The 18,897-nt window shown below is 60.9% G+C and carries 16 protein-coding genes; 3 read left to right on the forward strand and 13 right to left on the reverse strand.

What is annotated here, in order from left to right; translation table 11 throughout:
* Position 1 precedes the first annotated feature (1 nt).
* The 4 genes from BLS41_RS32480 to BLS41_RS32495 are packed head-to-tail and all read right to left on the reverse strand — an operon-like array spanning position 2 to position 3,458.
* Entirely contained in the window at positions 2–1,018 is a 1,017-nt protein-coding gene (locus BLS41_RS32480) for a vWA domain-containing protein (protein WP_074771796.1), read from the reverse strand.
* Positions 1,005–1,529 (reverse strand): DUF4381 domain-containing protein, encoded by a 525-nt coding sequence (locus BLS41_RS32485; protein ID WP_074771798.1) that lies wholly within the window; start codon positions 1,527–1,529, stop codon positions 1,005–1,007. Before BLS41_RS32485 ends, BLS41_RS32480 begins: the two co-directional genes overlap by 14 nt.
* The gene (locus BLS41_RS32490) at positions 1,526–2,488 is read right to left on the reverse strand and encodes a DUF58 domain-containing protein (RefSeq protein WP_074771800.1); all 963 of its coding nucleotides are present in this window, start codon (positions 2,486–2,488) and stop codon (positions 1,526–1,528) included. The genes BLS41_RS32485 and BLS41_RS32490 overlap by 4 nt, the downstream gene beginning before the upstream one ends.
* A gap of 10 nt (positions 2,489–2,498) precedes the next feature.
* The gene (locus BLS41_RS32495) at positions 2,499–3,458 is read right to left on the reverse strand and encodes an AAA family ATPase (protein WP_074771802.1); all 960 of its coding nucleotides are present in this window, start codon (positions 3,456–3,458) and stop codon (positions 2,499–2,501) included.
* Between the two features lie 453 nt (positions 3,459–3,911).
* Here BLS41_RS32495 and BLS41_RS32500 point away from each other — a divergent pair, with 453 nt between their 5' ends.
* The 3 genes from BLS41_RS32500 (at position 3,912) to BLS41_RS32510 (ending at position 9,477) form a co-directional block, all read left to right on the forward strand.
* The gene (locus BLS41_RS32500) at positions 3,912–4,979 is read left to right on the forward strand and encodes a formylglycine-generating enzyme family protein (protein ID WP_083380264.1); all 1,068 of its coding nucleotides are present in this window, start codon (positions 3,912–3,914) and stop codon (positions 4,977–4,979) included.
* 208 nt (positions 4,980–5,187) lie between these two features.
* Positions 5,188–6,855, forward strand: coding sequence for an arylsulfatase (locus BLS41_RS32505; RefSeq protein ID WP_074771804.1), 1,668 nt, complete (start codon positions 5,188–5,190; stop codon positions 6,853–6,855).
* A 21-nt stretch (positions 6,856–6,876) separates the two neighbouring features.
* Complete coding sequence (locus tag BLS41_RS32510; protein WP_074771806.1) at positions 6,877–9,477, forward strand: fused MFS/spermidine synthase; 2,601 nt, start codon at positions 6,877–6,879, stop codon at positions 9,475–9,477.
* A 43-nt stretch (positions 9,478–9,520) separates the two neighbouring features.
* On the opposite strand, the gene BLS41_RS32515 is transcribed toward BLS41_RS32510, so the two are convergent.
* From BLS41_RS32515 to BLS41_RS32555, 9 genes are all read right to left on the reverse strand, one after another.
* On the reverse strand, positions 9,521–9,865 hold the full coding sequence (locus BLS41_RS32515) for a DUF3088 domain-containing protein (protein WP_074771808.1): 345 nt from the start codon (positions 9,863–9,865) through the stop codon (positions 9,521–9,523).
* A 132-nt stretch (positions 9,866–9,997) separates the two neighbouring features.
* Positions 9,998–10,936, reverse strand: coding sequence for an ABC transporter substrate-binding protein (locus BLS41_RS32520; protein WP_143026481.1), 939 nt, complete (start codon positions 10,934–10,936; stop codon positions 9,998–10,000).
* 19 nt (positions 10,937–10,955) lie between these two features.
* Positions 10,956–12,752 (reverse strand): amino acid ABC transporter permease/ATP-binding protein, encoded by a 1,797-nt coding sequence (locus tag BLS41_RS40035; protein ID WP_074771812.1) that lies wholly within the window; start codon positions 12,750–12,752, stop codon positions 10,956–10,958.
* Between the two features lie 93 nt (positions 12,753–12,845).
* Positions 12,846–14,168: an LLM class flavin-dependent oxidoreductase gene (locus BLS41_RS32530; protein WP_074771814.1), complete on the reverse strand. Its 1,323-nt coding sequence runs from the start codon at positions 14,166–14,168 to the stop codon at positions 12,846–12,848.
* 35 nt (positions 14,169–14,203) lie between these two features.
* Complete coding sequence (locus BLS41_RS32535; protein WP_074771816.1) at positions 14,204–15,205, reverse strand: LLM class flavin-dependent oxidoreductase; 1,002 nt, start codon at positions 15,203–15,205, stop codon at positions 14,204–14,206.
* A gap of 181 nt (positions 15,206–15,386) precedes the next feature.
* Positions 15,387–15,614 (reverse strand): hypothetical protein, encoded by a 228-nt coding sequence (locus BLS41_RS32540; protein WP_074771819.1) that lies wholly within the window; start codon positions 15,612–15,614, stop codon positions 15,387–15,389.
* A 272-nt stretch (positions 15,615–15,886) separates the two neighbouring features.
* The gene (locus BLS41_RS32545; protein WP_143026437.1) at positions 15,887–16,828 is read right to left on the reverse strand and encodes an ABC transporter substrate-binding protein; all 942 of its coding nucleotides are present in this window, start codon (positions 16,826–16,828) and stop codon (positions 15,887–15,889) included.
* A gap of 48 nt (positions 16,829–16,876) precedes the next feature.
* The gene (locus tag BLS41_RS32550) at positions 16,877–17,434 is read right to left on the reverse strand and encodes a GNAT family N-acetyltransferase (RefSeq protein ID WP_074771821.1); all 558 of its coding nucleotides are present in this window, start codon (positions 17,432–17,434) and stop codon (positions 16,877–16,879) included.
* Positions 17,435–17,997: 563 nt separating this feature from the next.
* A complete protein-coding gene (locus BLS41_RS32555) occupies positions 17,998–18,849 on the reverse strand; it encodes a shikimate dehydrogenase family protein (RefSeq protein WP_074771823.1) in 852 nt (283 codons plus the stop codon).
* Between the last annotated feature and the right edge of the window lie 48 nt (positions 18,850–18,897).

Below are 18,897 nucleotides of genomic sequence, written 5' to 3' on the forward strand. Positions count from 1 at the left end.
CTCACGCCTCCTTCCGTTCGACCAGCACGCGACGCGGCGCGCGCAGCCACGCAATCAGATACGCCAGCACGTGATACAGCGTGAGCAGCGACACAGCGAGCGCGAGCGGCACCCAATAAAACTCGCGCTGCGGCCGGTACACCTCGCGTTTGATCTTCTCCGGCGTCATTCTGTCGATCGTGGAATAGACCGCTGCGAGGTCCTCTTCGCGGCCTAGCGCATGAAACGCACTGCCGCCCGTGATCTGCGCAATGCGGGCAAGCGCGTCGAGATCGACCTTGTCTTCGCCTTCGGTTTGCGGATCACCGATGCCGATCGTATGTACGACGATACCGTGCCGTTTCGCAATCCGCGCCGCCTGCTCGGGGGGAATCGCGCTCGCGGTGTCGTTGCCGTCGGTCAGCAGGATCAGCACTTTCTCCTGCGCGGGCGTGTTCTCCATCAGCCTGACCGCGAGGCCGATTGCGTCGCCAATCGCCGTACGCGGACCCGCCATGCCGATCCGCATCGCGTCGAGCAGGGTGAGCACGCTGTCGTGATCGAGCGTCAGTGGCGCCTGGGGATACGCGCCGTCGCCGAACACCACGAGGCCGATGCGGTCGCCTTTGCGCCGCGCGATGAAATCCGCGACGACGTGCTTCACCGCGGTGAGCCGGTCCATGTGCTCGCCGGTTGCACCCTCGACAAAATCACGCTCGCTCATCGATTGCGACAGGTCGATGGCGAGCAGCAGGTCGCGCGCGGGCAGGTCGCGCGTGACGGGCGCTTCGACGAACACCGGACGCGCCGCCGCGATCGATAGCAACAGCCATAGAAACGGCATCAGCAGACGTTGCAGCCAGTTGCTGCGCAGACGCACGCCGCCTGGCGCGGGCCGTTCGCCCGTCACGTCGGCCATTTCCTGAAAGAACGGCATGCGCACCGCCGACGCCGTCGTGCGATACGCGGGCGCGAGCCACCACACCAGCGCGGGCAGCGGCAGCAGCACGAACATCCACGGGAATTCAAATTTCCACATGATGACTTTCGATCCAGCCGCGCGCCGTTTGCGCAAGACGCTGCGCCTGTTGGGGCGAGATTGTCGCGACGCGCGCCGCCGGTGCGTAGCTCGCGGTGTACAGAAGCGCGCCGCTTTCGTCATCGAATGCGCCGTGCTGACGCAGATAATCGAGCCACGCCGCGCCGCTCAGCGACGCCACCTGCGCGCGCGGCGCGGCAGCGAGCGCCGTACGTTTGATGAGCGGACCGATCCCGGCGAGCGCGGCGACACGCGTGGTGTCGTCATTCAGATTCGCTTCGATGCGCGCAAGCTCCGCCAACGCTTCACGCCTGTAGCGTGCGCGCTCGTAACGGCGCCTCGCGCGCCATGCGAACGCGGCAAGCACCGCGATCAGCAACACTGCGACGAACAGCCAGCCGATGGTCTGCGGCGTGTAAGACACCGTGTCGGGCAACGGCAATTCGCGCAGCGGCTGCAACGCGGCTGGCGTATCGCGTGGCACCAGGGTGCTCAAGGGCGGCCCACTCATATCCCGCTCCCCGGTACATGACGCGGCCGCTCGCCGAACAACCGGCGCACCTGATCGACGACAGGCTCCGCCGTCGAGAGCGCCATCAACGGAACGCCGCTCGCGCGTAGCAATTCAGCAATCTCGGCAGCACGTCCGCTAAAAAGACTCGCAAGCGGCGCACGCACACGTTCGTGTTCGATGCGCAGTTCAACCTGCAAGCGCCCCTCGCTGACAACCAGCGCGCGATGTTCGGGCATCCGCTGCCACAAGGGGTCGTAGACCAGCGTCGCGACCACATCGTTGTGTGTGGATAGCTGGCGCAAAAGCCCGCGTGTGCGCTCGTTCGCGCCCGCGAAATCGCTGATGATGCAGACCAGAAAATCGTGACTCGCGATCTGCAACACGCCTTCGAGCGCGGCGTTCAGTTGCAGGTAGTTGGTGCGCGCCGGACTCTCGGCAGCGAGCGACGCGTTCATTCTCGCGATGGCGTTGAACAGCATGTCGATGCGGCTGCGGCTGCGCAATGGCCGCACGCGCACGATTTCATCGTCGCCGAAGACCACGCCGCCCACCCGGTCGCCTGCGGCAAACCCCATCCATACCGCGAGTGCGGCAGCTTCGGCGGCGACCACCGACTTGAACGCGCGGCTCGATCCGAAGAACATGCTCATCCGCTGATCGACGACGACGAGCAGCGGCCGGTCGCGTTCTTCGGTATAGACACGTACGTGCGGCTTGCCCGTTCGCAAACTGACGCGCCAGTCGAGATGACGGATATCGTCGCCGGGAAGATAGCCGCGCAGTTCCTCGAAGTTCAGGCCGCGCCCGCGCATACGCGACGCCTGACGCCCCGACAGAATGCTCGATACCGGCGCGGGCGCGACGAAGCTCAAGCCGCGCGCGCGCCATTCCAGCTGCACGAGATGCGCGGCATCGACATACACGCTTCCAATCGATCCTTCCACGCTCGGCATCATGGCCTCCGTGCTACGCGGGCACCGCGACCTTTTCCACCAGCCGGTCGATCACCTGGTCGGCGCTCACGTGGTCCGCGTTCGCGTCGTAAGACAGCAGCAGCCGATGCCGCAGCACCGGATGAATCACCGCGCGCACGTCGTCGGGCGTGACGAAATCGCGCGCGTCGAGCCACGCATGCACACGGCTCGCGCGATCCAGTCCAATCGCGCCGCGCGGGCTCGCGCCCACTTCGATCCACTTGCCGAGATCCGCGTCGAGCGTGGCGCCGTGGCGTGTCGCGTTGACGAGCGACACGATGTATTCGTCGATAGCGGGCGCCACCGCAACGCGCCGTGCCTGCTCGCGCGCGGCGATCACCGTTTCCTGCGACAGCGTGTCGAATTGCGTGACCGTGCCTTCGCTCTCGCGCCGCAACAGGCGCAGCATGTCAGCCTCGTTTTGCGGCGACGGATAACCGATCAATACCTTGAGAAGGAACCGGTCCATCTGCGCCTCGGGCAGTGGATACGTGCCCTCCTGCTCGATGGGATTCTGCGTTGCCATCACGAGGAATAAGCCAGGCATCAGGTGAGTTTCGCCCGCTACGGAGATTTGCCGTTCCTCCATCGCTTCGAGCAGCGCGGACTGCACCTTCGCCGGCGCGCGGTTGATTTCGTCCGCGAGAATCAGGTTGCCGAAGATCGGACCCGGCTGAAATCGCAGCGTGCGTTCGCTGCCCGATTGCAGCAGCGTCTCGCCGCCGGTGATGTCGGACGGCAGCAGGTCGGGTGTGAACTGGATGCGCTTCATCGTCACGGCGAGGCGCGCGGCGATGGCCTTCACGGTTCGCGTTTTCGCGAGACCCGGCAGACTTTCGAGCAACACGTGACCGTCGGCGAGCAACGCGATCAGAATTTGCCGCACGACCGCCTCCTGACCGATGACCGCTTCCCCGATACTCGCTTCGAAACGAAGAATGGTGTCGCGCATGGCTCGCTCTCTGTCGATGGTTCGCTCGATGATTCGCTTCTACCCTGCCCGCCGGGTGCCGCCACGGCCGAATGTGAAGCACAAGTTACTGGAGTAAAGCGCTTTCGTCAAAGCATCGTGGAAACTCCTTTATCGACGAAAAGAAGCGGTACGTCATGCGATTTTCGGGCAGTTTTCGCTCAAGAAAAAATGATTGCATTCGCTGGGGAGTTCGTATATTTGTGGATAGGTTGCACAAAGATGCGTTCTCATTTCGGCTCTATCGAGGGGGCGGAATTGACGGAGAAATCGAGGAAGCGGCAACCGGCGCAATCGCGTGCGGACGTCCCTGCGTCTGACGCGTCGTCGCGTGCACGGCGCAACGGGCTCGGTTCGCGCATTCAACGCATTGGGCTGTGGGCCGTTCTGCTTCTGCTTTGTCCGGCGCTCGTGGGCTACGCGGTAAGCCGCGCCATGAGCGAACGCGCCGCGCAGCCGATTCACCCCGTACTCGGTGACGGCACAAAAGGGCCCGCCGGCATGGCGTGGGTGCCCGGCGGCGACTTCATGATGGGCAGCGACAGCAAGCTCGCGCAGCCCAACGAGCGACCCGCCCACGAGGTCCGCGTGCATGGGTTCTGGATGGACGAGCATCACGTGACCAACGCAGAATTCCGCAAGTTCATCGAGGCGACCGGCTACGTCACTACGGCCGAGAAAAAGCCCGACTGGAAGACGCTCGAAGTGCAGTTGCCGCCAGGCACGCCACGGCCGCCCGACAGTGCGCTTCAGGCCGGCGCGATGGTGTTTGTCGGCACGAAGGAACAGGTGTCGCTGCAGGACTATTCGCGCTGGTGGCGCTTCGTGCCGGGCGCAAACTGGCGGCATCCGCTGGGTCCGGCAAGCAATATCGACGGCAAGGACGATCACCCTGTCGTGCAGGTATCCTACGAAGATGCCGAGGCTTACGCGAAGTGGGTGGGCAAGCGCTTGCCGACCGAAGCCGAATGGGAATTCGCCGCGCGCGGCGGACTCGACCAGGCAACCTACGCGTGGGGCAATCAGTTCGCCCCGGACGGCAAGCAGATGGCGAACGTCTGGCAGGGCCAGGAAGCGCAGCCGTTTCCGGTCGTCAATGCAAAGGCGGGCGGCGCGGCCGGCACGAGTCCGGTCGGTAGCTTTCCGGCGAATGCGTATGGTCTCTCCGATATGACCGGTAACGCGTGGCAATGGGTGGCGGACTGGTATCGCGCGGATCAGTTCCGGCGCGAGGCGGCGACCGACGGCGTGGTGAACGAGCCGATCGGACCTGTCAGTTCGTGGGACCCCGCCGATCCCGGCGTGCCGGTCGAAGCGCCCAAGCGCGTCACGCGCGGCGGCTCGTTCCTCTGCAACGAGGCTTACTGCCTCAGCTATCGCCCGAGCGCACGGCGCGGCACCGATCCCTACAACAGCATGTCGCATCTCGGCTTCCGGCTTGTGATGGACAAGGACATCTGGGACAAGACACACGGCAACGCAGTCACAACCGCCGCGCGTTAAGGGCTCGCTTTGAGTCAATGCAAATCGCGCTTTTCACGACGACGACGGGGACTCAAGGCCGCAAACAGATCCGGTTTCAGAATCACGCACGGCGCACGCACAACACCGCAACACGATTGATCCGGCGAACGCATGTCGATGAGAGACGACGTGCGTTCGCACGAACGGGCAACCGTTCACATCGGGAACACTCCCCGGGAGAACAACGATGACGACAGCCAAACTTCGACGCGTCCGTTACATCACGGGAGCCCTCGTTGCGATCGCGGCGGTCTGCGTGCTGATCGTTCCGCCGGTAGTTTCCACGGCCCAGACGCCCGCCAAACCCGCCGCCCCCGCGAAGCCGGCCGCGCCTGCACCCGCTGCCGCGCCGCAGAACAACGCCAAGGCATCCGGAAAACCGAACATTCTCGTGATCTTCGGCGACGACATCGGGCAAACCAACATCAGCGCGTATAGCAAGGGCGTGGTGGGTTACGAGACGCCGAACATCGATCGCATCGCCAATGAAGGGATGATTTTCACCGATTACTACGCTGAAAATAGCTGCACGGCAGGACGCTCGACGTTTATTACGGGCGAAGTGCCGTTGCGAACCGGCTTGTCGAAGGTGGGTTTGCCTGGGGCAACAGTGGGCCTCCAGGCGTCGAATATCACGATCGCCCAGGCGTTGAAGCCACTCGGCTATGCGACAGGCCAGTTCGGCAAGAATCATTTGGGCGACCGCAACGAGTATCTGCCTACCGCTCATGGCTTCGACGAGTTCTTCGGCAATCTCTACCATCTGAATGCCGAGGAAGAGCCTGAACGCCCCTACTATCCGAAAGACGACAAGGCGTGGGTAAAAGCCAATGCGCCGCGCGGCGTCATTCACTCGTTCGCCGATGGCAAGATCCAGGACACCGGTCCGCTCAACACCAAGCGCATGGAGACGATCGACGACGAAACCACGCAAGCCGCGATCGATTTCATCCAGAGACAGGCGAAAGCCAACAAGCCGTTCTTCGTGTGGATGAATACCACGCGCATGCACCTTTTCACGCACGTGCGCCCTTCGATGCAGGGACAGAGCGGGATGCCCGGCAACGAATACGCGGACGGCATGATCGAGCATGATGGCGACGTGGGCAAACTGTTGAAGGCCCTGGACGACCTCAAGCTCAATGACAACACGATTGTCATCTATACGACCGATAACGGGCCGAATCAATTCTCATGGCCCGACGCTGCAACAACCCCGTTCCGCAGCGAGAAAGACACCAATTGGGAAGGCGCTTTCCGCGTGCCCGCGATGATCCGGTGGCCGGGGCACATCAAGCCGGCAAGCGTATCGCGGCAAATGATGTCGGGACTCGACTGGTTTCCCACGCTGCTGGCCGCCGCCGGGGACACCAACATCTCAGATCGCCTGCTCAAGGGTGTATCGATAAGCGGCAAGAATTTCAAGAATCATCTGGATGGCTACAACTTTCTGCCCTATCTGACGGGGCAAGCGAAGCAGGGGCCGCGTCACGAGTTCTATTACTTCAACGACGACGGCGTCCTCGTCGCCATGCGCAGCGACGACTGGAAGTTCGTTTTCTGCGAGCAGCGGGAGCCTGGCGGCATGCAGGTCTGGGCGAATCCGTTCACCTGCCTGCGCGTGCCGAAGATATTCAATCTCCGTATGGACCCGTACGAACGCGCCGATATCGTGTCCGATCAGTACTATGACTGGACCGCGAAGAACGCTTACCTTGCGTCCTATGCGGTATCCAAGGTCGGGCCGTTCCTCGCGACGTTCAAGCAATATCCGCCGAGCCAGCGGCCTGCAAGCTTCAGCATCGACCAGATGACCGAGGCGCTGACGAAGAGCATGGAAACCCCAGGCAAATAATCAGGGAGCGCGATTCACACGATGATCGACCTCGGCGCTGCTATCAAGGCTGAACGAAGCACGAGCAGGCGCGGCGCGCGGGCACACAGCGAAGCGCTGCCCGCGCCCGCACTAAAGCTCGCATGGCCCGCGCTACTGCTGTTCGCATCCGGCAGCGCGGCGTTGATCTATCAGGTGCTGTGGGTGCGGCTGCTGACGCTCGTGGTGGGCATCGAAGTACAAGCGGTCACCACCGGCATCAGCGCGTTCTTTGCGGGCCTCGCACTCGGCGGGTGGATCTTCGGCAGGCTCGCGGACCGGAGCGCGCGTCCACTGCTGCTTTACGCGGCGCTCGAATTCGGCGTGCTGGTGCTCGGAATCGGCGCGACTCACGCGCTGGGGCATTCGGCATGGGTGTTCGCCAGATTGCAGAACAGTGTCGGCGCATTCGCGTGGCTGTTGCCCTTCGCGCTGGTCGGCGTGCCCGCGATTGCGATGGGCGGAACCCTGCCTGTGCTGTTGCGCGCCCTCGGACCATCGCAGCGGGAACTCGGCGGCGCAGGTGGACGACTCTACGCGGCCAACACGGCTGGCGCGATCATCGGCGCGCTGCTTCCCGCGTTCCTGCTGATCCCGCTCGTCGGCGTTAAGGCCAGCGCATATACCGCAGCGGGTCTCAACGCGCTTGCGGCGCTCGGCGCGATATGGCTGGCGCGTCGCGCTTATGCATCGTCGACGGCATCGGTGCCGTCCGTCGCGCGTGATGAACCCGCTGCGCGCACCCTCGCCGACATTGGACGCGCGCGCGTCGCCATCGCGCTGTATGCCGTCGCGGGCGGCATCGCGCTCGGCTATGAAGTGATCTGGTCGCAGGCGATCGGGCAGTTCATCAGCACGCGCAGCTTCGCATTTTCCATCGTGCTCGCGACTTACCTGCTGGGGCTGGCGCTCGGCAGTGCTGTCGCGGCGCGTTATGTGAGTCGTGTGCGCGATCCGTCCAGCGTGTTCGGCGTGCTGATCGCACTCGCCGGACTCACGGCGTTCGCGGGCCTCGCGTGCGCAGGCGACTCGCTGATGCTCGCGCAGCGCCACACCGCCGACTTCGTTCTGAGCCTGACCGGCAACCTGCTCGCTTCGATGTGCGCGGGCTTCGCGGTCGCCGCGTGCGCGATCGTGCTCGTGCCGACGCTTCTGCTCGGCGCGGCGTTTCCGTTCGCGCTCGCAATGATGACCGGCGGCGACCGGCAAAAACCGGCGCCCGCATTGGCAACCCATGTGGGACGGCTCGTCGCGATGAATACCGTAGGCGGTATCGCCGGAACATTGTTCGCGGGCTTCGTGCTGATACCGTCGCTCGGGCTGATCCGGTCGATCGGCGTGCTGGCGATCGCGGCGAGTCTGATCGGCTTGTCAGCGACATTGAGCGCGCAGATCGTGCAGAAAGCCGCCGTGGCCGCAGGCGTCTGCATTGCCGCGCTGGCGGTCGTGGCCGTCGTCGCCGTGCCGTCGAACCGGCTCGGCCTCCTGCTCGCCGATGCGCATCGCGGCGATCTCGTCTATTACGAGGAAAGCACGGGCGGCACGGTCGCGGTACTCGAACAGGGTCCCGCAGCGCAACGCTTCCGGCGCCTCTATATTCAAGGCGTTTCGAATTCCGGCGACGCGATGACTTCGCTGCGATACATGCGTCTGCAGGCACTGCTGCCGCTGATCGTCCACGACGGCACGCCGCACTCCGCGCTCGTCATCGGACTGGGCACCGGAATTACCGGCGGCGCGCTGCTCGCGTGGCCGGATCTCCAGAAGCGCGTGATCGCGGAACTGCTGCCTGCGGTCGTGCGTGCTTCGCCGGCTTTCGCAGGCAATCTGAATGTGAGCGCCGATCCGCGTGCCGACATCCGTATCGCGGACGGGCGGCGTGAGTTGCTTTCGCGCACCGATCGCTACGATCTCATGACGCTGGAGCCGCCGCCGCCATCGGCAGCGGGCGTCGTCAATCTCTACTCGACCGACTTCTACCGGCTCGCTGCAACGCGATTGAATCAGCGCGGAATCGTCGCGCAATGGCTGCCGCTCGCGACGCAAAATGAACAGGAGACGCGCTCGCTGATTCAGAGCTTCCTGCAGGTGTTTCCGTATGCGGCGCTATGGACCACGGAGTTCCACGAAATGATGCTGGTCGGCTCGCTACAACCGTTGACGCTCGACGTGCCGCTCATCCGCGCGCGGTTTGCGCAACCTGAGGTGGCCCGCGCGCTGAACGAAGTCGGCATTGCTTCGCCTGAAGCGCTTTTGTCGACGTGGATCGCGGACCGTCCGGCGCTCGCCTACTACGCCGCCGACGCGCGCCCTGTCACCGACGATGATCCGCGAATCGAATACGCGCCGTGGGTGAATCCCGCCGAGTTTCCTTCGACCCTCGCGCGACTTCTCGCCTTGCAGATGGAGCCGCCGCTCTTGAACGCGGACACCGCGTTCACGTCCGCGTTGCGCCATGAACGGGACACGTTGCATGCGTTCTACCGCGCGGGACTCGACGCGTATCGCGGCGACCGTAATGCGTGGGCGCAGGAAATCCGCACGGTGTTAGGTGCCGATGATTCGAACCCGTATTACCGGTCGGTTTTCGGTTCGGCAAACTGATCGACCCGGTTTCGAAGGCCGGATCTGAAGAACGCCGCTTACCTCAATGGACTTTGGGAAATCCGTGCCGCTCTGCGAGTAGTGCAAGAATGCGCGCACTGTCGGTGACAAAATACTTGTCCCCCAGTTTTTGCGCATCGTCCGGTGCAGGACGCTCGTCGCCGAGAATCAGAACCGGCAGTCCCTGATGCGCGTCGTCGAGTGCTTCGATAACGTCGGCACGCGGACGCAAAAACGCTACCCGGTGAATGTCGAGTCTGTCGTTACGCGCGGGATCGCTCGCGAGCAATCCTTCAATCGGCGCGCCGTGCGGACAGATAAATCGCTCACCGGGATGAGCGGGATCGGTAAAACCTGGTTCCAGCAGAAAGAGAATATCGCGGCTCATAAATGGCACTCGCAGGTTGATGTCGACCGGCCTATGGCCGATCCGAAAAAATCATACGGGCAAAACGAAACTCGATGCATGCAGCTTCTAGCGCCTATCGGCAGACGGCTTCGAATTCACACGTCGCAGCAATCAGAATGTCGGCAGTCCGGGTGGATTCGTTTCCGACTGACTGACGGCTTCTCTTTGCAGACCCCAACGTGCCAGCGCCTGTGCATACTTACCGTCTTTAATGAGGTCGTTGGTGGCAATGGTCAATGCGTCGGCGAGGCCGCTGTCCTTTCTCGTCGCGATGGCGACATCCGCTTTGAGCGGCCATCCCGCATTGACGGTCCCCACCAAACGGATTTGCCCGGTCCGCGCCGCTTCGAATGCGAGCGGCGCGTTGGGATCGAAGTGAACATCGGCATGGCCGGACAATAGCGCAATGCGCGCAGCAGCGTCGTCGTCGAAGTACTGGATTTGCACGGGCTTCAATCCATGCGCGACGTCTTCCTTGCTCCACTCCAGAACGATCTTCTCCTGAATCGTTCCCGATCCCGTAATGACGCGCAGGCCCGCGATATCTTTGGGCTCTTTGATTTCCTTGATCGGACTGGATGTTTTCACGTAGAACCCGTGAAGACCCAGCCGGTAAGTCGTAAAATCGAACCTCTGCTTGCGCTGTTCAGTGACGCCGACATTGGAGATAACCGCGTCGTATTTCCCCGACGTCAACCCCAACGGCCAATCCGCCCAGGCTATCGGCACGATGTTCAGTTTGAGACCGAGTTCGTCGGCAATCAATTGAGCGTAGTCGGCGTCGGAGCCCACCACGGTTTTCGCGTCGGTGGCATAGCTGGCAATGGGCGGCCCATAGGGTGCGATCGCCACTGTCAGAAAGCCCTCTTTCGCAAACCTGAAATTCTTCCTGATGGCGTTGACAGCGAGCGGGTCTTTTTCCGCGCGAATGCGGCCGGTTTGCTGGGGACCGAAGTCGAATTTCTCGACGGGCTCGGCCGCAACGGACGACAACCCGATCGCGCTCAGCGAAAGTACGGTGAGCGCAAGCAACTTGCGGTGAAGGTTCATCATCGGCTTTAGCTCCGCGTCACAACACTTTGGACAAAAACTCACGCGTACGCGAATGGTCCGGCGCATTGAACACTTTGTCAGGGCTGCCGGTCTCCAGAATGCGTCCCTGCTCCATAAAAACAATGGTGTCGGCGACTTCGCGCGCGAACCCGATTTCATGCGTGACGACGATCAGCGTGGTTCCTGATTGCGCCAACTCCTTGATCACATCGAGCACCTCATTGACAAGCTCGGGGTCGAGCGCCGAAGTCGGCTCATCGAACAGGAGAACTTTGGGCTTCAACGCAAGCGCGCGCGCAATCGCCACGCGTTGTTGCTGGCCACCAGATAACTGCCGCGGATAGACGTCTTCCTTGCCGGCGAGCCCAACGCGCGCCAACAACTCGCGTGCCAGTTTTTCAGCCTCCGGCCTGCCGATTTCACTCAGCGCCAGCGGCGCTTCGATAATGTTCTCCAGCACGGTCAGATGCGCGAACAGGTTGAAGTTCTGGAACACCATCCCGACATCGATCCGACGCCGCAAGATCTCGCGTTCCTTCAATTCGTAGAGCGTGTTGCCGTCGCGCCGGTAGCCAATCAGTTCGCCGTCGATATCGATGAATCCGTCGTCGACACGCTCAAGATGATTGATCGTCCGCAGCAGTGTCGATTTACCCGATCCCGAGCGCCCGAGAATGACCGTGACGCTGCCGGCGCGCACGGTGAGCGATACGTTGTCGAGAACCTTCAACGTTCCGAAACTCTTCGAGACGCCGTGAATCGCTACTTCGCCGCCCCGGCTCTCACTACGCTTCCATCCGCAGATCGTTGCCGCACCCGTAGCAGCATTAGCGACGCTGGAAACATTTTCCGCCGCGCCAGATTGCTCACGCCGACGCCAGCGCGTCAGCAACGACATAACGAACGACGGCTTCGGATTACGCAAAGCACCGCGCGAGTAGTAGCGTTCGATATGCACCTGGATGGCGGACAGAACGGTCAGGATAATCAGATACCAGACCGTCGCGACCATCAGCAGCGGAATGACTTCGAGATTGCGCCGGTAGATCACCTGGATCGTATAGAACAGTTCCGGCATGGCCAGGACATATACGACCGAGGTTCCCTGAGCAAGACCGATCAGGTTGTTGAACGCGGTCGGCAGGATGGAACGCATGGCTTGCGGCAACACGATTCGCCACGCCTGATGGATTCGTGGCAATCCGAGCGCAGCAGCGGCCTCGAGTTGCCCCTGATCGACCGACAGAATGCCGCCGCGGATTGCCTCGGATGCATACGCGGCATGATTGAGCGTGAGCCCCAGTACTGCCGCAAAGAACGGGCTGATCAGTTCGGTAGTTTGAAGATTGGCAAAAGTGATGCTGGTAAAGGGCACGCCAATCCAGATCGTTTCGTACAGGTAGCCGAGGTTGTTCAGCAGCAATAGCAGAACCAGCAACGGGACAGAGCGAAAAACCCACACGAAAGCCCAGGCGCTGGCGGCGAGCAACGGGGAGCGCGACACTCTCGCGAGTGCGATCGGCGTTCCGAGCATAAATCCGAATAACGCACCCAATGCGGTCAGCAGCAGGGTCTTCCCCAAGCCCGCGAGAACCGGCCCGGAAAAGAACCACTCGGCGAATACGCTCCATCCCCAATGCTGATTGCCCAGAACCGAGTTCAGCAACAAAACGATCAGCACGACAGCGAGAATGGTCCCTGCTGTCCGGGCCCGGTAGCGAGCCGGAACGATGCGCAAGCGCGAATAGTCGGTCGGCGTCGTGGCGAGACCAGGAGAAAGTGCCTGGCTCATGAGCTCGGTGGACTTGTTCATGATTCTCTGTCCTTTATTGCATGGGGGATACCATGGCGGCCCGGACGCACCCGCGCATCTGACGTGGCTGGCGAATCCGCGACCGCCTATTTTTTAGACTTTTTCGGCCAGCGCGTAGCGACTTTCCTTACGCGGCAAACCGAGATGGTCACGCAAGGTTTTGCCTTGCAGCGTGCGTTGATAACGACCGCGTGCTTCGAGAACCGGAATCACGTACTGGATAAAATCGTCGAGGCCTTGCGCCTGAACCGCGAAACCAAGAATAAAGCCGTCGGCCGCGCCTGCATCGATCCAGCGAATGATCTCGTCCGCGACCTGTTCGCCGGTGCCGATGAATTGCGGCTTTGGCGTAGCGGTTTCCAGCGCGACCTGGCGCAACGTGAGACCCTTCCGGCGAGCCTCCGACTTGATGCGGTCGGTGGTCGAACGAAAACTGTTCCTGCCGATATCGCCGAGTTCGGGAAACGGTTCGTCGAGCGGATAAGCGCTGAAGTCATGGTGATCGAAGTAGCGGCCGAGATAGGCGAGCGCTTCGTCGATACTCAGCAGGTCTCGTATCGCGCGATACTTCGCTTCCGCCTCTTCGGCCGTCGCCCCTACAACCGGACCGATGCCGGGGTAGATCTTCACATCGTCGCGACTGCGCCCATGTTCTACCGCACTATTCTTGACCTGCTCCGAAAAGACCCGCGTTTCTTCGAGCGAAGGCGAATGGGTGAACACGGCATCGGCGTATTTACCGGCGAGCGCAACGCCCGGCTCAGACGACCCCGCCTGAAAAATGACCGGCTGCCCTTGCGGAGATCGGCCAATATTCAGAGGTCCAGCGACCTGAAAGAACTTGCCTTTGTGGTCCAGCGTATGCAGCTTGTCCTTGTCGAAAAAGACGCCTGTTTCTCGGTTCCGGATAACTGCATCGTCATCCCAACTATCCCACAACCCTTGCGTTACGCTCAGGTACTCGTCGGCAATCTGATAGCGTAAAGCGTGCTCGGGATGAGTCGCGCTGTAGTTCTTCGCGGTGCCTTCGAGCGGTGTAGTCACGACATTCCATCCGGCACGTCCGCCACTGATCAGATCGAGCGATGCAAACTGCCTCGCCACCGTGAACGGCTCGCTATACGAAGTCGAAATCGTTCCGGCGAGTCCAATCTTCGAAGTCACCGAGGCCAGCGCGGAAAGAATCGAAATCGGCTCAAAACGGTTGAGAAAATGAGGAATCGATTTCTCGTTGATATACAACCCGTCCGCGACAAAAGCGAAGGCAATGCCGTTGTCTTCAGCCTTTTTTGTCGTGCGAATAATGAAGTCGAGATTGACACTGGCATCGGCTGGCCCCGCCGGATGTTTCCATGAATTCATGTGGCCGCCGGCTCCGTGCAACATGATGCCGAAATTGATGTTTCGCGTTGTCATGGTGATTGTCGCTATTCAGAATGTTGGGAACAGGATCAAACGCTGGCGACTTCGCAAGCTGCGGCGAGAAGCTCGACCGATGCAAGGCGCTCGGCGTAACTGGAGACAGGCGAATCGATCACGAACTCCTCGATACCGAAGCGCTCGCTGAGCCGGTCGAGTTCGCGATGAACGTCTTCGGGGGTGCCCGCGATGACGTAAGGACGCTGTTCGTCGATGCGATAACCGGATGCGCCGGTCTGACGCGCAAACTCTTCTGCGGCTTGTGCGCTGCCCAGATTGAAGCTCTGTCCATTCGACAGTTGCAGCTTGAAGATGCGCAGCGGACCTACCAGTTGCGCGGCCTGCTCTTTCGTCTCTGCAGCGAATGCAAACAGGGCGAGTAGCGGCGCGCGCCCGCTTGCGTCGCGATAGGTTTGAATGGAGCGTTCGATGTTCGCATCGTCGCCATTGAAATGCCCAGCGTAGCAGAACGACCACCCATAACGCGCCGCCAGCGCAGCGCTCTCGGCGCTTCCACCCAGCAGAATCCGTTCTGGCGATTCTGGCGGCACAGGCATAGCCTGCGCGCCGGCTAACGGATGATCGTCCGCAACACCAGCACCGAGGAATGCATCGAGTTCCGCGAGTTGACCCGCAAAATCGGGCTTCTTCGATTTGTCGTGAAACCACTGCAATGCACGCGTAGTCGACGGCAATCCGCCGGGCGCTTTACCGACGCCGAGATCGACGCGCCCGGGCGCAAGCGAAGCGAGCAGCCGGAAGTTCTCCGCCACTTTGAACGGGCTGTAATGCTGAAGCATCACGCCACCCGAACCAATGCGAATCTTCGAGGTATGAGCCAGCAGATGTGAAACGACAATCTCCGGCGCGGAGCTGGCGAGACCCGGCGCGCCGTGATGCTCCGCGACCCAGAAGCGATGGTAACCGAGCCGCTCCGCCGCCTGCGCCAATGCGATGGTGAATTTGAGTGCATCGGCTGCGGTTGCACCGTCGGCAATGGGACTTTTGTCGAGCAGGGAAATTGAATAGGACATGATTTGTGACGACTCGTCTCGGGCAATTGTCGTTAGCACTTGCTGGGTGCGCGTACTTTGACGTAAAGGCAAACTGCTCTGATTAATTATCACCGAACCCCACTCCAGTACTTTCACTAAATAGAGCTATCCATATGAAGGTTTCAGGGTGGAGATTCGGCTGCTAAAACAGATATTTCTCTCAGTGGTAATAGGACTCGCCGTTCACGCCGGTCTGAGATGAAGCCGTTTCATATTGAATACCGGGCAACCGGTTATCGGCGGGCAAAGTCTTCGGGTAAACGTTGAACAGATTGTTGGCGCGAACCGCCAACATGAGGGTGAGTTTCGGCAGCGGATTGAGCGCCAGTCCGAGATCGAAATTCGTGGATTTTTCAGGCTTCAGCGGAGCCGCGCCGGTCGGTTCCACCCTGTGAATATTTTGTTCATCGATGCCCTGAATATGAATCGCTTTTTCTGGTGTTCACGCAATCTCGCGGACGTGCGCAATCACCCTGCGGTTGTGCAGGTGAGAACACCTTTGGCTAAAGAGAAGTTCTTAAACACCGAGGAGCGGTCTACATTTGCGCGGACGCATGCGGGCGGATAGCAATGGCCGCTTCTTGATGTTTTGCATGGCAGAAAAATCATCGCCGCCGTCATCCCGGCGTTGGCATCGACCGGGATGACGGCTTTGCTTTATCAGAGTTTTGGCAAGCCCGGCGGATTGGTCGCGGCCTTGTTGATAGCCTCGGAATCCAGATTCCATTTATCCAGAATCTGATGGTACTTCCCGTCCGCGATCAGATCGTTCAGCGACGTGGTGAGCGGATCGGCGAGACCGCTGCCCCGGCGGGTCGTGATCGCCACTTCGGCGGTACGCGGCCAGCCGCCGCTGACAGTACCGACCTGGTGCAGTTTCCCTTGCCGCGCCGCGACATAAGCCAGCATCGCATTGACACTAAAAATCGCGTCGGCGCGTCCGGCCTGCAGCGCGACTTCCCGCACCGCCTCGTCATCGTAGTATTGAATGCTGAGTGGCTTCAGACCGTGCGCCACGTTTTCCTTGTCCCATTCCAGCAGAATCTTTTCCTGATTCGTGCCGGCATCGGTGATGATTCGCAGACCCGCGACATCCTTCGGTTCCTTGATCGACATAATCTTGCTATCGACCTTCGTATAGAAACCGAGTTGGTCCCTTCGATACGTCGAGAAATCGAATTTCTCCTTGCGCTCCTCGGTCACGGTCACGTTCGAAATCACTGCGTCGACCTTGCCCGACGCGAGCGCCAGCGGCCAGTCCGCCCATGCAACCGGAACCAGCTTCAGCTTCTTTCCAATGCTGTCGGCGACGAGTTGCGCGAGGTCCGGGTCGAAGCCGACCACTGTCTTCTCGTCGGTCGCGTAGGTGCTAAGCGGCGGCAACGCCACCGCAATGCCCACTGTCAACGAGTCGTTCTGCACAAACCTGAAGCTCGTGGGCAGGGACTTGATCGCGTCCTTGTCCTGATCCGCGCGAATGTGGATACGTTGCTCGGGCGTCAGATCCAGCGTATTGGCCGCGAAGGCTGTTGAACCGAGGCCGAAGACCACAACTGCAATCGCGCTCAGCACGAGCGACTTGCGAATGTTTCCACTCGTCATGATTGGGGTTTCCTTAGGTTATCTACGAAGCGGTTTGCCAGCGCGGATTTACTTGCGCCACTCGGCGGGTACCGCGAGTTCGGCTTTTCTCAGATCGTCGAGGCTGCTGGTTCGCGCGGGCTCCAGCAGATCTTTGCCGAAGGGCAAATGAAGAATCACCTGAGGATCGAGCGAGGTATCGAATAACGGCGCGTAGCCGGAATCGACATATAAACCCCACGCTTCCGGTTGCCGGAAACCTGTCGTGAGATAAACACGGCTGTAGCCTTGCCGGATAGCGCGCGCTTCGAGTTGCTGAAGCACCTGCCTCGCCAGTCCCTGCCGGCGGAAATCACCGTGCGTCCATACACGCTTCAATTCGGCGGTACGTTCGTCGTAAAGTTTGAATGCGCCGCCGCCTATCGTCTGTCCATCGCGGAGCAGCAACACGAATGCACCATGCGGTGGCGCGAATAATTCGGCGGGATAGCGGGCAAGTTCCTGTGCAGCGGTCACGCCCTTGGCCCTGAAGTCCTGGTATCGGGTGTCGTACTCGATGGTCAGAGCGTCGATGAGGGGTTTGGCGCGCGGATCTAGCGGCGTGGTATCGAGGAAGCTGTCGCTCATTGTTGTGAAGGGCTGAGGTTATGCGTGCGCTTTGGTACGCACTGCACGGGCTATCGCCATCTTTATGACGCTGTAGCGGCTTTCATTGAAAGCCAGTACTGCATCACTTCTTGATTGAGATGGCTACGATAGCGCTCAGGCAACTTCCACCAAACCAACTAATTGGTATAAACAAATCAACGGCCGATACTGGATGAATTGCTATTTAAGAGCAATTATTCATTTCGAATTTAATTCCAATCGAGCGTATTTAATGCTGTTGAACTGGATTGAGATCGGTATGACGGGATTAATTGCGATGGCTTGCAGCCTGAGTTTTTATAGGCCGGGCCATCGCAATGGGTGCAACAGGTTCTTCGTTAGAGCAAGGGCGTATTCAGAGCACCGCCAACCATCCGCCGTCGACATAAATAATCTGCCCGTTCACATAGCTCGAAGCCTGGGTCATGCGGTTTCCTTTTGAAATTGGCGAGACTCGCCCGCAATCGCGCTGCCATTCACGCGGATTGCGAGCGTGCCGACGCGGTCTTCGAATCTTAGCTTGAACCGCAATCAGGCAGCCGTCACTTCGGATAGAGAAGCGAGCGCACTTCAGTCAGGTCGTTCTGCAGCGTTTGCGCGAGGTCTGTCATACCGAAGAACTTCAGGTATTCGGGAATCTGTTGCACCAGCATTTCAAATCCGGCGTGAGCCGCAATGCCGCGTTGCGCACACGCCTTCAGCAACGGCGTAGGTTCGCGGGTCATGATGATGTCCACCACCGACGCGCCCTCGTCCACCCGAAGCACGTCGACCGGCAGTGGATCGTCCGCCTTCAGTCCTTGCGACGTGCAATTGACGATCAGGTCATAGCCCGCCGGATCGGCGCTTTCAGCGACCGACACGATGTTGCCGAACACCGGCGCCAAACGCGCGACCAGTTCGGCAGCACGCGCCGCCGTGCGGTTGTAGATAGCCAGATGGCCCACGCCTCGCTGTGCCAGCGCGGCGGCCACGGCCTGGCCGCCTCCGCCCGCACCGACCACGAGCACACGTCGGCCGGCAAGCGGAATGCCGAAATAATCCAGCCCGTTGACGAAGCCAAGACCGTCGAACAGCGCGCCTTCAATCGCGCCGTCGTCGCCGCGTCGCACGGCATTCACCGCGCCCGCGATCTGTGCAAGCGGATCGCATCGATCCATCAGGTTCTGCATCGCGGCCTTGTGCGGAATCGTCACCCACATGCCGCCGACATTCCCCGCTGCCATCGTATGACGCACGAAACCGGCGAGGCTCGCGGGGGGCACTTTCATGGGCACCAGCACGGCGTCCACGTTGTGCCGCTGGAAAAGATGGTTGTAGATCTCGGGGGCGCGCACTTGAGCGACAGGGTCGCCGACGATCATGAATACTTGGGTATTGCCGGTAATGGTCATCAAAATCGAGGTCTGAGGTGGTAACCGAAACATGCCTGCAAGAGGGTC

The organism is Paraburkholderia fungorum (assembly GCF_900099835.1).
Lineage (GTDB): Bacteria > Pseudomonadota > Gammaproteobacteria > Burkholderiales > Burkholderiaceae > Paraburkholderia > Paraburkholderia fungorum_A.

Bases quoted from the DNA above. Each gene is read 5' to 3' on its own strand.
- BLS41_RS32515 (WP_074771808.1), bottom strand. From the start codon at position 9,865: ATGAGCCGCGATATTCTCTTTCTGCTGGAACCAGGTTTTACCGATCCC.
- BLS41_RS32480 (WP_074771796.1), bottom strand. From the start codon at position 1,018: ATGTGGAAATTTGAATTCCCGTGGATGTTCGTGCTGCTGCCGCTGCCC.
- BLS41_RS40035 (WP_074771812.1), bottom strand. From the start codon at position 12,752: ATGAACAAGTCCACCGAGCTCATGAGCCAGGCACTTTCTCCTGGTCTC.
- BLS41_RS32485 (WP_074771798.1), bottom strand. From the start codon at position 1,529: ATGAGTGGGCCGCCCTTGAGCACCCTGGTGCCACGCGATACGCCAGCC.
- BLS41_RS32510 (WP_074771806.1), top strand. From the start codon at position 6,877: ATGATCGACCTCGGCGCTGCTATCAAGGCTGAACGAAGCACGAGCAGG.
- BLS41_RS32530 (WP_074771814.1), bottom strand. From the start codon at position 14,168: ATGACAACGCGAAACATCAATTTCGGCATCATGTTGCACGGAGCCGGC.
- BLS41_RS32495 (WP_074771802.1), bottom strand. From the start codon at position 3,458: ATGCGCGACACCATTCTTCGTTTCGAAGCGAGTATCGGGGAAGCGGTC.
- BLS41_RS32490 (WP_074771800.1), bottom strand. From the start codon at position 2,488: ATGATGCCGAGCGTGGAAGGATCGATTGGAAGCGTGTATGTCGATGCC.
- BLS41_RS32500 (WP_083380264.1), top strand. From the start codon at position 3,912: ATGAGCGAACGCGCCGCGCAGCCGATTCACCCCGTACTCGGTGACGGC.
- BLS41_RS32545 (WP_143026437.1), bottom strand. From the start codon at position 16,828: ATGACGAGTGGAAACATTCGCAAGTCGCTCGTGCTGAGCGCGATTGCA.
- BLS41_RS32555 (WP_074771823.1), bottom strand. From the start codon at position 18,849: ATGACCATTACCGGCAATACCCAAGTATTCATGATCGTCGGCGACCCT.
- BLS41_RS32535 (WP_074771816.1), bottom strand. From the start codon at position 15,205: ATGTCCTATTCAATTTCCCTGCTCGACAAAAGTCCCATTGCCGACGGT.
- BLS41_RS32520 (WP_143026481.1), bottom strand. From the start codon at position 10,936: ATGAACCTTCACCGCAAGTTGCTTGCGCTCACCGTACTTTCGCTGAGC.
- BLS41_RS32505 (WP_074771804.1), top strand. From the start codon at position 5,188: ATGACGACAGCCAAACTTCGACGCGTCCGTTACATCACGGGAGCCCTC.
- BLS41_RS32550 (WP_074771821.1), bottom strand. From the start codon at position 17,434: ATGAGCGACAGCTTCCTCGATACCACGCCGCTAGATCCGCGCGCCAAA.